This window comes from Truepera radiovictrix DSM 17093 (genome assembly GCF_000092425.1).
Classification (GTDB): Bacteria; Deinococcota; Deinococci; order Deinococcales; family Trueperaceae; genus Truepera; species Truepera radiovictrix.
Genome location: NC_014221.1, coordinates 2,826,141 through 2,839,885 on the forward strand (window position 1 = coordinate 2,826,141; position 13,745 = coordinate 2,839,885).

A 13,745-nucleotide genomic window follows, 5' to 3' on the forward strand; every position below is an offset into this window, starting at 1 on the left:
TGGATGGACCCGCAGCAGCTCACCCGGTCGCCCGCCACCCTTAGGCAGCTCGCGCGGCGCGCGGCGTGGCTCCTCGCCCTGCTGAGCGCCTGCGCCCCCGCCCCGGCGCCCCGGACGCACGTCGTGCAGAGCGCGCAACCCGCGACCTACTACCCGCGGCAGACGGGGGCCACCTGGCGCTTTTTACCCGAGGGGGAGCGCCGCGACGCCCCCCCTTTGGTGCAGCGCGTCGAGGGACCGACGGTGGTTGACGGCGCGCGCCTCATCGCGTGGCGCACCTTCGGCCGCGGCCTCGACCTGCGCACCTACCGCGACTACCGGCCCGAGGGGGTCTTTATCGTCCGCGAGGAGGGTCCCGGTTACGTCACCACCACCTCCCCACCCATCCAGGAGTGGCCCGCCGAGGGGACGCTCGCCGTCGGTCTCAGCTGGGGTGGGCAGACGCGCGCGACGGTGCACTTTACGAGCGCCCAGGAGACGCGCGCGTTCGCGCTCACCTACCGCTTCGAGGTCGTCGACGCGCGCACCGTCACGGTCGACGCCGGCACCTTCGAGGTCTTCGTGGTCGCCTTTGAGAGCGCCTCGTTAGGCCCCGGCGGCGAGGTCCTCGAGACGCTGCGGCAAGAGGTGTGGTTTGCCCCCTTCGTCGGTGAGGTGCGCACCGACAGCGGGCTCTTCCTCGTGTCGACGACGCTACAGGCGGCGCCCACAGACCCCTGAAGCTCGCCCCTGGCGCCCACGCTCACGCGCAGCCGGAAGACTTTAGCTGCGCCTCGCGGCGCTACACAAAAGGTGAGCGTTATGCATTATGCAACCGTGTCCTACAAAGTGCTTAGAAGGGGTCTGCTAGACTGCCCTATGCTACAACGCACGCCGGAAGTGTCGGCGAACGCCACCTCCTCTTGGCGTTGGGAAACGGGGTCGCATGGGTGTTCTTGAACGGGTCAACTCGACCGACGACGTCTCCGCGCTTTCGCGCGACGAACTGCACGCGCTCGCAGCCGAGCTGCGCAGCGAAATTATCCGCGTCTGCTCGCTGGGCGGCGGTCACCTCGCCTCGAGCCTGGGCGCCGTCGAGCTGACCGTCGCGCTCCACCACCTCTACGACACCGCGCGCGACCGCATCGTCTGGGACGTCGGCCACCAGACCTACGGCCACAAGATCATCACCGGCCGCAAAGACCGCATCGACACGATCCGCCAACCGGGCGGCCTCGCGGGCTTTACCACCTCCTCGGAGTCGCCGCACGACGCCCTGACCGTCGGCCACGCCAGCACCAGCCTCGCCGCCGCGCTGGGCATGGCGCTCGCCAGGGACGCCCGGGGCGACGACTACAGCATCGTCGCCGTTATCGGCGACGGCGCGCTCACCGGCGGGATGGCGCTCGCCGCTCTCAACCAGATCGGCCACGTCAAACCGAAGATGACGATCGTGCTGAACGACAACGAGATGTCGATCAGCGAAAACGTCGGCGCTCTCAACACCTTTATGCGCTCCCTGCAGGTGCAGCCGTGGCTGCACGAGGTCGAAGCGCAGGGCAAAAGGACGCTCGGTCAGATCTCGCAGACGCTCGTCGACCTCGGCAGCCGCGCCAAAAAGGCCGCTCGGCGCTTTTTCGACCCCAACTCGGCCAACCCCTTTCACGCCATGGGGGTGCGCTACGTCGGCCCCATCGACGGCCACGACATCGACCAGCTCCTCTACTACCTCGCGCACGTCCAGGAGCTCAGCGGCCCCACGATGCTGCACATCGTCACCAAAAAGGGCAAGGGCTACAAGATCGCCGAGTCCGACCCCATCTACTGGCACGGGCCGCCCAAGTTCGACGCCAGCAAACCCGTCGCGGCGAGCAAGGGCTACACCTGGTCGAGCGCCTTTGGCGACGCCGCCTGCGCGCTGAGCAGCGCCGACGACCGCGTCTGGGTGATCACCCCGGCGATGCGCGAGGGGAGCGGGCTCGTCGCGTACTCGCAAAAGCACCCCGAGCGCTACCTCGACGTCGGCATCGCCGAGGACGTCGCCGTGACGACCGCCGCCGGTTTGGCCTTGCGCGGGGAAAAGCCCATCGTCGCTATCTACAGCACCTTTTTGCAGCGCGGTTTCGACCAGGTGATCCACGACGTCTGCCTGGAGAACCTCGACGTCGTCTTCGCGATCGACCGCGCCGGGCTCGTCGGCGGCGACGGGATGACCCACCAGGGGGTCTACGACCTCGCCTACTTGCGCGCGCTCCCCAACATGTCGGTCGCCATGCCCAAAGACGTACCGGAAATGCGCGCGATGCTTAAGACCGCCCTCAAGCTCGGGGGGCCCAAGGCGGTCCGCTGGCCGCGCGGGAAGGCCACCCCAGCGCCCGAAGCGCCGGTTGCGGCGTGGGAGGAGCTGACGTGGGGGAGCTGGGAGGTTCTTAAAGAGGGCTCGAGAGCCTTTATCTTGGCGCTCGGCCCCACCGTGGGCTACGCCCTGCAGGCGACCGCCGACTTGCCGGAGGTGGGGGTCGTCAACGCCCGCTTCGTCAAACCCCTCGACGAGGCGCTTTTGGAGCGGCTCGCGCGGCGCGCCGAGGTGCTCATCACCGCCGAGGATCACGTGCTCATGGGTGGCCTCGGGTCGGCGGTCGCGGAGACGCTCGTCGACAAGGGTCTTCGCGTCCCCCTGCACCGCCTCGGTATCCCCGACGTGCACGTCCCGCACGGCGACCCCGCGGCGCAGCACGAGGCGTTCGGCTACGGCCCGCGCGCGCTGCGGCGCACCCTCGAGGCGCTCGGCTTGGCCCAACCCACGCTCCTCGAGGCCTCGGACTAGGCCGCCACGGCGCGCCGCGCGCTTGACAGCCCCCGCGCGAACCCGGTAAGCTAGGCCTCTAGCGCCCGCAGGCGCCTAGAACCCTGGAGCCGTAGTGTAGGGGTTAGCATATCTGCCTGTCACGCAGAAGGTCGCGGGTTCAAATCCCGTCGGCTCCGCCAGAAAGCCGGGAAACCGGCTTTTTTTTGTTACCGGCGCTCGCTGCAGCTTCCCGGAGCCGGCCGCTACCGTGCAGGCCCAAGGCCGCAAGCGCCGTTTGGACCGCCTCAGGTGGCGTTTTGTGGGGCGAGACCGCTACCGCCTTCGCGCGTTGCTTTCAGCCAAACCTGTCATACCTTCCACTTTTTGAGGGGCACACTTGGTACGGTAGCCTTGTGACCGAACTGCCGCTCTTTCCCCTACCCAACATCGTGGTGTTCCCGGGGATGACGCTGCCGCTCTTTATCTTCGAGGAGCGCTACAAGCGGATGGTGCGGCTCTGCGTCGAGCAGAACCAACGGCGGTTGGTCATCGTGCTCGCCAAACAGGGGGCGAGCGTCAGCGACAGCGGCGTACACGAGATCTGCTACGACGTCGGCAGCTACGCCGACATCCTCTCGGTCGCCGAGAACCCAGACGGCACCTTTCACATCCTGACGCACGGCCAGGAGCGCTGCCGCGTCGCCGTAAGCCGCAGCGAGAGCGTCGGGGCGGGCCACGCCCCGTTGCACTTTACCCGCAACCTCCCCTACCCCCTCGCGCGCGACGACCCCAACCTCGAGCGCCTCGCCGCGTGGGACGCCCTGGAGGTGTTTCGCAGCTACTCCGAGGTGTTTTTTCCAACCGAGGTGCTCGAGCAGATCGAGAGCGCGCTCCCCGACGACCTGCTCTTTCAGGCCTCGTTTATCTGCGCCAACTTGCGCGCGCCCGCCGAGGCGCGCCAGCGGATGCTCGAGGCCCCCTCACTCATCGCCCGCTTCGGCGCCGCACAGGAGACCATGCAGGCGCTGCTCAAAGCCCACCGCCGCGACGCCCAGGACGCGGGGGGCGCCCTGGACGAAGAGGGCGCCGAACCGAGCTCCGGTTCCGGCGGCACACCCCAGGCGTAGGGCGCACGCGCCAAAGCGGGTAGAGTAAGGGGTGTCAGAAGCCGCGCGCGACCCCGAACTCGCCCCCTTTCTCTTTCGCTGGCGCGAGCTGCCCGCGCTCACGGCGGCGCTCCCCGGCACCGGCGGTAGGGTGCGCACCGTTCCGGAGGATTTCGTCGTCGAGGAGCGGCCGCTCTACCTGCCCGAGGGGTCGGGGTCGCACGCCTACGCGCTCATCGAAAAGCGCGGGCTGACCACCCGCGACCTCGTGCTGGCGCTCATGCGACAGGGGCTAAAAGAGGCCGAGATCGGCGTCGCGGGCCTTAAAGACAAGCACGCCGTCACGCGGCAGTGGCTGAGCGTCCCCAACCGCCACGCCGCCGCCCTCGACGCCCTCGCCGAACTCGAGGGGGTGCGGGTGCTCGAGCGGTCGCGGCACCGCAACAAGCTAGGCGTCGGGCACCTGCGCGGCAACCGCTTTACGCTGCGTGTCAGGGGAACGGAACCGGACGCCCCCGCGCGCGCCGCGGCCATCTTGGAGCGGCTCGCCGCCCAGGGGGTGCCCAACTACTTCGGCCCGCAGCGCTTCGGCCGCTTCGGTACAAACGCCGTAGACGGCCTTAAGCTCGTCCGCGGCGAACGGGTACCGGGGGGGCACCGTTTAAAGCGCTTTTTCCTCTCGGCGCTGCAGTCGCACCTCTTTAACCGCCTGGTGGCGCTGCGCGTCGAACGCGGCCTACTAGACCGCGTCCTCGTCGGCGATTGGGCGAAAAAACGCGACACCGGCGGCGTCTTCAAGGTCGAAGACGCCGAGCGTGAGAGCTTGCGGGCGCTTCGCGGCGAGATTAGCGCCACGGCTCCTCTGTACGGCAAAAAGGTCCGGGTCAGCGAAGGCGAGGCGGGCGCGCTCGAGACCGAAGTCCTGGACGCTTTCGGGCTGCGCTGGCTCGACTTCCGCGCGCGGCACGGCTCGAGGCGGCCGGTGCGCCTCTTTCTGGAGGACGTCGCGCTCACCCCCGAAGCGGACGGCTACACCCTCACCTTTTCGCTCCCCAAGGGGGCGTTTGCGACCACCGTCCTCCGCGAGGTGATGAAGGTCGAGGTCGACGACCCGGAAGACGGCGAACTCGAAGAGGACGCGTAACGCTCTGGATTCACCCCGGCGTTGCAGCGTCATGAGCCGGTTTGCCGAGAGCGGACCACACCCTTCGAGGTCGGTCTCGGCAGCGTCCTCGCCCGCGTAGAGAGGCCCTTGGGCGGCGAACTCGGCTGTCGCGTCGCTAGATACGCTGTTGCGTTGGCGGCCGAGCAAAGGGGCCAAAGCCGCGGGGAGCGCGTCACCACCAGGACGGGTCGGCGACGCTCGCATAGAAGGGGACGCTCTGCACGCACGTTCTGAGAGGCTACCGGTAGCCGGCTAGCAGACGGAGCTAAGCAGACGTTTTTCCCGCTTGAGCATGCGCGCGGGGCCGTTTATCGGTCGCCGAGGCTGCGCCCGGCAGGGTGCTCGTTGCGACCGTTATGGTCACAGCCCCATACCGCTCCACACCGGTGCTCAGCACTAAAGAACCTGTACCCCAAGCCCCCCTCGAGTCCAGCGCGGCGCCAATAGCGCCCCTGTGGGCTAGGCCCGCAGCGGGCCGAAGCGCCGCCAGAGGAGCTCGAGGAGAAACACCGCGGCGGCGGCTAACGCGGGCCAGGGCCAGATGGGGGTGGCGCGCGCGGGCATCTCGGGGGCGTAGCGCCCCGCTTCGGCGAGCACCTCGCCGCCGGTGCGGCGGGCGATCTCCTGCAGCAGGGCCTCGCCCCCGGCGGTGTCGAACTCCCCGCTCGGGGCGGTGACGGCAGCGCGCGCGACGACCTCGCCGTCGCCGACGACGAGCAGCGTGCCGCCCGCCGGCGGGGTGTCTAGGAAACCCTCGTAGCGGCCCGGGGCGACCTGCTCGAGCGGCACCTGCAGCCCCTCGTAGCGCGCTACGAGGGCTTCCCCGTCGATATACTCGCCCTCCTGTACGGCGTCCACGACGACCCGCAGGCCGTTGCCTTCGGGGCGGACGGTCGCGGCGTAGGTCGCCGGGCGCACCTGCAACCAGCGTGTGAGCGTGCCGAGCACGCCCGGCAGCGCCTCCCACGCGCCGAAGTCGCCCGCAAAGGCGTTGAGGTCGGTCGTCAAGGCGGCGCTGCGCCCGAGCCCCTGACGGCTCACCGCTAAGAGGGGCTCGCCGTCTAGGCCCTCTAAGATCATCTCCCCTTCGCCCTTGAGCGACGAAGCGATGTAGGCGCCCACCTCGGGCGCACCCCGCAAGGTGGCGGCGGGGGCCAAGGGGTGATCTCTGGGGGTGGGCGTGAGCGGCCCTTCGCGCAGGAGCGAGCGCGTCGCCGAGAGCGCTTCGGTGGTAAAGATGCGCGGCAGCGTCGAGACGTCGAGGGCTTCGTAGTAGCGCCCGCCGCCCGCGCGGGCGATGGTGGTGAGCTGCTGCGGGTCGGCCCCGTCGCCGATGGCAATGGTCGAGGTGGTGATGCCGCTGCGCCGACCCAAGGCTGCCAAGCGCCCGAAGTCGGGTGCGGGGCCGCGGCTAAAGGGGCCCGTACCGTCGGCGAACTTGCCGTCGGTCAGGACGATCACGTGCTTGACGGCGGCCTCTTGCGCCATGAGCACGTCGAGCGCCTCGCGGTAGGCCGGCTCGAAGATCGTCCCCCCCTGCGGCGCCACGTTGAGGATCGCGGCGGTCATCTCGCGTTTGCCCTGCAGGGTCGCCTGGCGCGGGCGAAACACCCATTCGGGACGGTCGCTAAAGGTGATAAAGCCCAGCATGTCGCGTTCGTAAGCGAGGTCGACGACCCCAACCGCGCCCTCCTTGGCCAGCTCGAGGCGGCTCGGGTTGCCCGCCGTCATCGACTGCGACACGTCCATGACGATGACCAGAGCGACCAAGGGCACCTCGACCTCGGTGCGCAAATCGGTCGTCACCGGCAGCACCGCCTCGACCGGGGTGCGGTACCACCCCCCCAATCCGAAGGCGTCGGGGCCGCCGGTCATCATCAGACCGCCGCCCCCCTGCACGTAGCTGCCGAGCAGCTCGAGCTGCCCCGGGGTAAAGGCGCCCGCGCCCTCGCGGAGCACCACGGCGCTGTAGTTGAGCGGCGCGGTCACGTCGGCGGGGCGGCCGCGCCGCACGTGAAACCCCTGCACCTCCAAAAGCTCGGCCATCGCCGGGTCGTTGATGACCAATACCGGTTCGTCCGCGGCGACCGCGATGTCGAGGCGCTGCAGGTCGTCTTGAAAGGGCTGCTCGAAGGGCACCTCGAGCCTGGCCTCGACGGCGACGCTGCCCGCCGCCCCCGCGCCGAGCTCGAGCGAGAAGCTTAGCGGCGTCCGGCCGGGGCTCACGGTGCGGGTTATAGGCGGGAGCGCCTCGCCGTCACGCGTCGCGCGCAGCGTCACCTCCGTCTCGAGGTCGCTCGCCACGACCGCGGTGACCTCGACCGTCTCGCCGGGGCGCGCGCTCTCGGGGGCGTGGAGCGCCTCGAGCCGCACGCTCTCGGGGCCCCTAACGTGCAGCACGTCGACGGGGAGCTCGGGGAGCGCCGCGAGCGCGTCGCCCGCCGACTCGGCGCCGTCACTTAAAAGGAGCAGCCGCCCCACCCCCGAAGCGCCCGCGACCTGCAGCGCCCGCGCGATGTCGGTGCGGTCGCGAAGGCCCTCGCGCTCGGCGTCGGCGGGCGTCGGCGGGGCGGCGTGGGCGCTGACGTCGCCGGCGAAGGTGTAAAACGCGAGCGGCTCCGCCGCCAGCTCGAGCTCGCCGAGCACCTCCACGGCGCGCGTGTCGAGGCTGTGCGAGACGTCTACCAACACCGCGACCCCCGCCCCCGGCAGCGGGAGCGCGGGGCGCGCGAGCGCGACAAGTAGTAGCGCGAGCGCGAGCACCCGCGCCCCCCACAGCGCGGGCGTCCGCCGCCCCGGCAACAGGAGCAGAAGGGGCAGCGCCAGCAGCAGCCAGGGTGCCCCGAAGCTGACCCCTAGCGCCGACACCCGTCCCCCCGCCCCGCTGCACCGGGGCGCGCGGTCGACCTCATGGCAATAAGCACGCCTTAGTCTACCATCCGCCCCCCGAGCCCCCCGTCAGCCCCCTTGCCGCGGTGCGGCGCGGTTTCCTCCAATCTGTGAAGTAGTTCACTTCGTGCCGCCCGTGAGGGGGGCCCTTGCTATAGTGACGGGGCATGGCCAGCGCGCCCTACCTGCTGTTTCTCGCGGCGTCCCCCGCTACGGCGCGGCTGCTGCCGCCGCTACAGGCGCTCGCGCCGGTGCAGCACCTCGAGAGCGTGCAGGCGCTCCTTTACAGCACGCGCGACGCGGCCCCCTTGGCGCTCGTGCTCGAAGACCGGCTGCTCGAGGAGGTCGCGCAGCTCGACCTCGTAGCCCTGCTGCGCCGTCGCCCCCACCTCGCCCGCACGCCGCTGGTCTGCTTGGGCGAGGGGCGCCCCGAACGCCACGCCGCCGTCGTCGCCTCCGGCGCCGACCTCTACTTAAGCCCGAGCGCCCCCGAGCTCGTGCAGGTGCACCTCACGCGGCTTTTGGAGCGCGAGCGGGCGGACGCCGCCCTGCGCGAGGCGCTCGCGCGGCTGCGCCAGTTCGAGGCCGCCTATCACGAATCCGAACGGGTCAAAGACGACCTCACGCACATGCTGGTGCACGACCTGAAAAGCCCCATCGCGAGCGTCATGGGGCTGTTGGAGCACGCGCTCGACCTTTTGGGCACCGACGACCCCCTCGGGCTCAGCGAGCTCCTCGCGCTCGCGCGCGGCGAGGCGCAGCACCTGTTGACCTTGGCCGCCAACATCCTCGACGTGCGCCGGATGAAAGACGGCCACATGCCTTACTACCCCGCGTGGATCGACTCGCTCGGTGAGCTCGTGCAGGTCGCGCTGCGCGACGTGCCCTACACCCCCAACGAACGGCACGTGTCGTGCCTGATTCACCCCGACGCCGAACGCCTCTACGCCGACGCCGCCCTTTTGCGCCGGATGCTCACCAACCTCCTCTCGAACGCCGTGCGCCACACCCGCTTGGGGGGCCACATCGACGTTCGGGCGTGGCGCGACGGCAACCGGGTGATCGTGTCGGTGCGCGACGACGGCGAGGGGATCCCCGAAGAGGATCAGAAGCGCATCTTTAACGCCTTCGAGCAGTCGCGCCACACCCTGCACGACCGCTTCGACACGGGGATGGGGCTGACCTTTTGCAAGCTGGCCGCCGAAAAGCACGGCGGCGACATCTGGGTCGAGTCCAAGGTGGGCTGCGGCAGCACCTTTTTCATCGCCCTGCCGCTTAACGTTGCGCTACCTTTGGAGCTCGGCGGGGCGTTCGTCGGCTGAGAATTGGGATGACCTCGAGGCGACAAGGCGCGCGCGGTGTGCAACCCCGAGGGGGCTGCGCCGCGTGCCCCCTTACGGATAGGTAACTGTCGTGACTATCCCTACCCCCCCCGACTGGCGGCTCGAGCACACCCTCTGGCAGCGTGGCTACGGCGTCCTCGCGGGGGTCGACGAAGCGGGGCGAGGGGCGCTCGCGGGCCCCGTCGTCGCCGCGGCCGTCGTGCTGCCCCGCGGCGACCACCCCTTTCGCGACTCCAAAACGCTCTCCCCAGCGGCGCGCGAGACGCTCGCCGAGGAGGTGCGGCGGCGCGCGCTCGCATGGGCCGTCGGGTGCGCGAGCGCGTCTGAAGTCGACCGCCTCAACGTGCTTCAAGCGACCCACCTAGCGGCGCAGCGCGCCCTCTGCGCCCTCGCCGGGCGCGTCGCCGTCGACGGCCTCGTCACCGACTTTTTAAAGCTGCCCTTCCCCGGACCCGTGCTGGCCGTTCCCAAAGCGGACGCCACGAGCGTGCAGGTCGCGGCGGCGAGCCTGCTCGCCAAAACGGTTCGCGACGCGCTGATGCGGCGCCTTGGCGAGCGCTACCCGGCGTACGGTTTCGCGCGCCACAAGGGCTACGGCTCGAGCACCCACCTGCGGGCGCTCGCCGCGCACGGCCCCTGCCCCGAACACCGCCGCTCGTTCGGACCGGTGCAGCGCTGCCTAACCCCTGCCGCAAAGCGGGGTTGAGGCTACGGCTGACCTAGGAGCGCCGCGCGCCACGCGGCGACCTGTATATCCACGCGATAGACGGTATACTACGTACTGTACTCCCCGCGCCTCGCTCTGCGCCCGCCTACAGACGACCGCAAACGCCGCTGCCGGGCGGAGCTCGAGGCGGCGGCCCTAGCGCAAACCGTGCGCGTTGAGCGCGCCACCGGTACCCGCGGCGCTGCGAGCGGGGAGGAACGGGAGGAAAGATGCCCGAATGCGTCGGCGTTCGGTTTGACAACGGTCCCAAACTGCACTTTCTCGAGGTGCCGAGCCACGCCCCAAAGGTCGGTTCGCGCTGCGTCGCCGCGACGCGGCGGGGCCTCGAGCTCGGCTTGGTGCGCACCGCGGTGCGCGAGGTCGAGCGTCCGAGCGGCCACTTCGTCCGCGACGCGCAACCCGACGACCTCGCCGCGCACGCCCGCCTCAAAGAGAAGGCCGAGGCGCTCAAGTGGCTTTTGCGCGCGCGGGCGCGCGAACGCAACCTCGCCGCCAAGATCGTCCACCTCGAATTTACCCTCGACGAGGCGCTGCTGCTCGTCACCTATAGCAGCGAAGCCCCCCTACCGCTGCGCGCCCTTACCCAGGAGCTGATGCAGCATACGGGCGCGCGCATCGAGTTCGACAACGTCGGCCCCCGCGACCAAGCGCGCATCCTCGGCACCCTGGGCGCCTGCGGGAGCGGTTCGTGCTCCTCGACCTGGCTGCAGAGCTTTAGCGCCGTCTCGATCCGCATGGCCCGCGATCAGCAGCTCCCCCTAAACCCCGAGAAGATCAGCGGCCCTTGCGGGCGGCTCATGTGCTGCTTGCAGTACGAGCACGACCTCTACAAAGAGCTCCTCAAAGACCTCCCCAAAAAGGGTGCGAGAGCCTGCCACAAAGAGACCGGCGCGTGCGGGCGGGTGGTCAAACTCAACCCGCTTAAAGGCACCGCCGAGCTCGCTTTCGACGACGGCGGGGTGCAGGAGCTGCGCGCCGAGCTGCTCGAGCGCCCTCACAAGGCGTCGCCGAAGCAGGCGGCGCAGCGGCGCTCGTAACCCCGCGCGCCAGGGGTGCTGTTGGCAGTCCCGTAGGGATACACTGTCCCCGTGCAGCGCCCCCTCCTCGCGCACCTCTGCGGCGCCTTCGCGGCGCTTTTTTTAGCGGTTTTTCTCCTCTACCCGCTCGCGGTGATCCTGGTGCGCAGCGGTAGCGGCGCGCTCGCTTTTGAGGCGATCTTCGGCAACCCCTACTACCGCCAGCGGCTCGCGTTCACCACCTTTCAGGCGCTTCTCTCGACGCTCTTAACGGTCGCGCTCGCGCTGCCGAGCGCGCTGCTCTTGGCCCGCTTCGACTTTCCGGGCAAACGGCTCTTTCGCAGCCTGCTCACCGTCCCTTTCGTCATGCCGACCGTGGTCGCGGCGATCGGCTTTCTCGCCCTCGTAGGGCCGCAAGGGGTTTTCGGCGGGGTTCTCGACCTGCGCGGCACGCTCGCTGTCATCCTGCTCGCGCACGTGTTTTACAACTACGCGGTGGTGGTGCGCATCGTGGGGGCCTACCTCGAGGCGCTCGGACCGCGCCCGAGCGAGGCGGCGGCGACCCTCGGCAGCTCAGGCCCGCGCACCCTGTGGCGGGTCACGCTGCCGCTCGCCTGGCCCGCGGTCCTGGCGGCGGCCACCTTGGTCTTCATCTTCTGCTTTACGAGCTTCGGCGTGATCTTGATTCTCGCCCCCCAACCGCGCTTCGGGACCCTCGAGGTCGAGATCTACCGCCTCACGGCGCGGCTCTTGCAGCTCGACAGCGCGGCGCTCCTGGCGCTCGTGCAGCTCGCCGTCGTCGGCGGCTTTACCCTCCTCTACACGCACCTCCAAACGCGCCTCGCGGTCCCCGTGAGCGGAGCCGGGCGCCCCCGACGCCCCGAGGGGGTGTGGCGCTGGCTCCTCGCGCTCAACCTGTGCGTCGCCGGCGGGCTCATCCTCGCCCCCCTCGCCGCCCTCCTGCTGCGCGCCTTCTGGTCGGGCGGGGCGCCGTCGCTCGCGAACTTCGCGGCGCTCGCCGAGGCGCCGCGCACGGTCGGCTTTGCGGGGCCTGGGCGAGCGGTCCTCAACACGCTCCGCTTCGCCCTCTTGAGCCTCGGGGTGTCGCTCACCGTCGGCGCGGCGTTCGCCTACGCGGTCGCGCGCGGCGCCTGGCGCTGGCTCGACGCGCTGAGCCTGCTGCCGCTCGCGACCAGCGCCGTCACGCTCGGGTTCGGCTACCTGCTCGCGTTTCCGCAGCTGAGCGCGAGCTTTTGGGGCATCGTCTTGGCGCACAGCTTGGTCGGCTTTCCGTTCGTGGTGCGCAGCCTCCTCCCCGCCCTGCGCGGGATACCGCCGAGCCTTTTGGAGGCCGCGAGCACCCTCGGCGCCGGCGCCTGGAGCCGGTTGCGGCGGCTCGAGGCGCCCCTACTGGCCCCCTCGCTGGTCGTCGCGGCAAGCTTTGCCTTTGCCGTCTCCGTCGGCGAGTTCGGCGCCACGTTGGTGCTGCAACGCCCCGAGTTCGCAACCATCCCCGTGGCCATCTTCGACCGCCTGGGCCGTCCGGGGGCCGCCAACTACGGCGCCGCGCTCGCTTTAAGCGCGCTCCTCATGCTCCTCACCGCCGCCGCCATGCTCCTTCTAGAGCGCTTTGGGCGGGGCGAGTGGTAGGGGCTGTGTGGGCAAACGCAAGGTCTACCGCTTCCGCTTGTGGCAGCGTATGCTAAGACCATTTAAGTCTCACCAAAGGGGCGATGCTACATGAGAAACCTTCTACCTCGAACCGTTTGGGACGTCGTGCTCGCCGCGATCAACGCGGTCGTGATGGCCCTTATCGCGCTGCTGCTCGTGGGGCTCGTCGCGGGTTCGCTGGCGAGCCGCACGACGATTACCTACCGCGCCCTCTCGGGTAACGTGACCTACCAAGCGGTCGTCGATCACCTCGCGGCCGTGGGGGGGATGGCGCTCCTCGGCGTCTTGCTCGCCTGGCTGCTCTACGAGGGGGCGCTCTTTTACCGGGCGCGGGGGAGCATCCTCGAAGGGGGCAGCGAGGCGCGCCTCATGACCCGCCGCTCGCTGCTGCGCGCGCTGACAGGGGGCGCCGTCGCGGGCCTTTACGCGACGCTCGTCGCCCTCGCGTTCGTGCCGCTCGCGCGGGGCGCTTTTATCGCCGACCTCAACCCGAGCTGGGTGCTGAGCCTCGGCCTGCTCCCCTCCTTTTTCCTGATCGCCGCCTTCGCCCTCGCCTACACCTTTACGGGAGATGAGGCCAACGCGCTGCGCCGCGAGGTGACCCTTTGGGAGCAGATCTTTTTGCTCGCCCTACCGCTCGCCCTCGGGGTGCTTTTGGGCCTCCTCTTTGGGGCGGCGGCCGCTGGCACCGAGGGCATCTTGAAAGCCCTCCTGGCGGCGGTGCTCACCTACGGTTTGGTCGACCGCTTTACGAGGCTCAAGGGGCGCGAGCTCGAGCGCGTCTGGACGAAGCTGCTCGACGCGCGCGGCGCCCCGACCATCAAGGTCGTCTCCGAGCACCGCGCCAAGCGGCACAGCTAACGGGGCGCAAAAGCTAAGCCAAAGCGCGCCAAAGCGCCACCATCCCGACGAGCAGGCCGAGCCAGAGGCCGCGCGAAACGGCGTAGGCTGCAGGCGACGAGGCCAGAGGGGAAGCATGGCGCGACGCGCTAGAAGTCGCGGCGTCCTCCGGCACGTAGGTTCGTGGTCGGCGGCGCTTTCACGCGCCCAGCTTACGGGCA

Annotated in this window: 10 protein-coding genes and 1 tRNA gene; 10 read left to right on the forward strand and 1 reads right to left on the reverse strand. The window is 69.8% G+C overall.

Going from position 1 to position 13,745, the window contains the following annotated elements:
• Positions 1-3: 3 nt before the first annotated feature.
• The 5 genes from TRAD_RS12965 to truD all read left to right on the forward strand — a co-directional run bounded on the left by TRAD_RS12965 (position 4) and on the right by truD (position 5,017).
• On the forward strand, positions 4-720 hold the full coding sequence (locus TRAD_RS12965; protein WP_013179068.1) for a hypothetical protein: 717 nt from the start codon (positions 4-6) through the stop codon (positions 718-720).
• Positions 721-925: 205 nt separating this feature from the next.
• On the forward strand, positions 926-2,806 hold the full coding sequence (dxs, locus tag TRAD_RS12970) for a 1-deoxy-D-xylulose-5-phosphate synthase (protein WP_013179069.1): 1,881 nt from the start codon (positions 926-928) through the stop codon (positions 2,804-2,806).
• 85 nt (positions 2,807-2,891) lie between these two features.
• Positions 2,892-2,967: transfer RNA gene (locus tag TRAD_RS12975), tRNA-Asp, on the forward strand.
• A 213-nt stretch (positions 2,968-3,180) separates the two neighbouring features.
• On the forward strand, positions 3,181-3,894 hold the full coding sequence (locus tag TRAD_RS12980) for an LON peptidase substrate-binding domain-containing protein (RefSeq protein ID WP_148221255.1): 714 nt from the start codon (positions 3,181-3,183) through the stop codon (positions 3,892-3,894).
• A 31-nt stretch (positions 3,895-3,925) separates the two neighbouring features.
• The gene (gene truD / locus TRAD_RS12985) at positions 3,926-5,017 is read left to right on the forward strand and encodes a tRNA pseudouridine(13) synthase TruD (RefSeq protein ID WP_013179071.1); all 1,092 of its coding nucleotides are present in this window, start codon (positions 3,926-3,928) and stop codon (positions 5,015-5,017) included.
• A gap of 480 nt (positions 5,018-5,497) precedes the next feature.
• On the opposite strand, the gene TRAD_RS12990 is transcribed toward truD, so the two are convergent.
• Positions 5,498-7,906: a vWA domain-containing protein gene (locus tag TRAD_RS12990; protein WP_013179072.1), complete on the reverse strand. Its 2,409-nt coding sequence runs from the start codon at positions 7,904-7,906 to the stop codon at positions 5,498-5,500.
• A gap of 188 nt (positions 7,907-8,094) precedes the next feature.
• On the opposite strand from TRAD_RS12990, the gene TRAD_RS12995 reads away from it, so the two are divergent.
• The 5 genes from TRAD_RS12995 to TRAD_RS13015 all read left to right on the forward strand — a co-directional run bounded on the left by TRAD_RS12995 (position 8,095) and on the right by TRAD_RS13015 (position 13,545).
• Positions 8,095-9,249, forward strand: a complete 1,155-nt coding sequence (locus TRAD_RS12995) for a sensor histidine kinase (protein ID WP_013179073.1) — start codon at positions 8,095-8,097, stop codon at positions 9,247-9,249.
• Between the two features lie 91 nt (positions 9,250-9,340).
• Positions 9,341-9,976 (forward strand): ribonuclease HII, encoded by a 636-nt coding sequence (locus tag TRAD_RS13000; protein ID WP_013179074.1) that lies wholly within the window; start codon positions 9,341-9,343, stop codon positions 9,974-9,976.
• A gap of 230 nt (positions 9,977-10,206) precedes the next feature.
• A complete protein-coding gene (locus TRAD_RS13005; protein WP_013179075.1) occupies positions 10,207-11,034 on the forward strand; it encodes a PSP1 domain-containing protein in 828 nt (275 codons plus the stop codon).
• A gap of 51 nt (positions 11,035-11,085) precedes the next feature.
• Positions 11,086-12,663, forward strand: a complete 1,578-nt coding sequence (locus TRAD_RS13010; protein ID WP_013179076.1) for an ABC transporter permease — start codon at positions 11,086-11,088, stop codon at positions 12,661-12,663.
• A gap of 90 nt (positions 12,664-12,753) precedes the next feature.
• Entirely contained in the window at positions 12,754-13,545 is a 792-nt protein-coding gene (locus TRAD_RS13015; protein WP_013179077.1) for a hypothetical protein, read from the forward strand.
• Positions 13,546-13,745 lie beyond the last annotated feature (200 nt).

Excerpts from the sequence above, each read along its gene's own strand:
- TRAD_RS12965 (WP_013179068.1), top strand. The coding sequence starts at position 4 with ATGGACCCGCAGCAGCTCACCCGGTCGCCCGCCACCCTTAGGCAGCTC.
- dxs (WP_013179069.1), top strand. The coding sequence starts at position 926 with ATGGGTGTTCTTGAACGGGTCAACTCGACCGACGACGTCTCCGCGCTT.
- TRAD_RS12995 (WP_013179073.1), top strand. The coding sequence starts at position 8,095 with ATGGCCAGCGCGCCCTACCTGCTGTTTCTCGCGGCGTCCCCCGCTACG.
- TRAD_RS13005 (WP_013179075.1), top strand. The coding sequence starts at position 10,207 with ATGCCCGAATGCGTCGGCGTTCGGTTTGACAACGGTCCCAAACTGCAC.
- TRAD_RS13015 (WP_013179077.1), top strand. The coding sequence starts at position 12,754 with ATGAGAAACCTTCTACCTCGAACCGTTTGGGACGTCGTGCTCGCCGCG.